This window comes from Bowmanella yangjiangensis, assembly GCF_017255015.1.
Lineage (GTDB): Bacteria > Pseudomonadota > Gammaproteobacteria > Enterobacterales > Alteromonadaceae > Bowmanella > Bowmanella yangjiangensis.
Map to the genome: position 1 here is coordinate 1 of NZ_JAFKCS010000315.1, position 924 is coordinate 924.

1 protein-coding gene is annotated in these 924 nt (G+C 66.5%); it reads right to left on the minus strand.

Annotation, left to right across the window (positions count from 1 at the left end):
• A partial coding sequence (locus tag J0A65_RS24255; protein ID WP_206596825.1) for a TonB-dependent receptor occupies positions 1–924 on the minus strand: 924 nt, incomplete at both ends.

The window sequence follows — 924 nt, forward strand, 5'->3', positions numbered from 1 at the left end:
CAGGTTGGCCACCTGGTCCGGCACGTTGGTCGGCGTATTGCCCTTGCGTGATACCGACTGGCCGGCGACGTTCTCGTTGAACGCGTCGTACTGGGCATCGAGCCAGGCCAGGTTGGCTTCAGCCAGCAGGCGCGGGGTGACCCGCAGCGCCGCGGCGATTTCCAGCCCGAGGGTCGATTGCTTGCCGACCGCCAGTGTCTGCCCGGGGTTCGCGGGGTCGCGCGTGGCCAGGTTCTCCCGCTCGATCCGGTAGGCCGCCAGCGTTGCCGACCCTCGGCCGGCGAGAAAGTCGAACTTGCTGCCCACCTCCAGCTGCCGCCCTTTGGTCAGGTCAAAATCCTGCACCTGGCTGAGGCTCGCCGTGGTCAGGATGCCAGCGGGCGGGTCGGCCGCCGTGCTGTATTGCACGTAGACGTTGGCCGCCGGGGTGAGCGCGTAGATCAAGCCCACTCGCCCGGTGGTCGGCTCGTATTCGCGGGAGAAGAACGCCGGGTTGCTCGCCGTGGCGGCCTGGTGGTTGGTGACCTCCAGATCGATGCGGTCGTGACGCAGCCCGGTGAGCAGCGACAGGCGCTCCGTCAGTTGCAGGCGGTTCTCGACGAACAGTGCCCAGGTATCGACCTGATTGGTGCGCTGCCGGGCATAACCGGGGCTCATCCCCGGCAGGTCGAAGAAATTCCCCGGGGTGAAGTGCTCGGCATCGACCACGCCGAAGGGGCCGGACACCGAGCGGGGGTAGCGTGTCTGCACATTGTGGCTGTAGTCGACACCCACCGCCCATTCGCTCGACAGCCCGAACAGCCCGTGCTGATGGCGCAGCTCCAGGCGGTTGCCGTTGAGCTCCTGATCATGACGTTGCAGCAGGGCATTGCTGCGCTGCACCTGGCTGTTGCTGGCATCGGTATAGGCGTAAGTCTCGAGGTT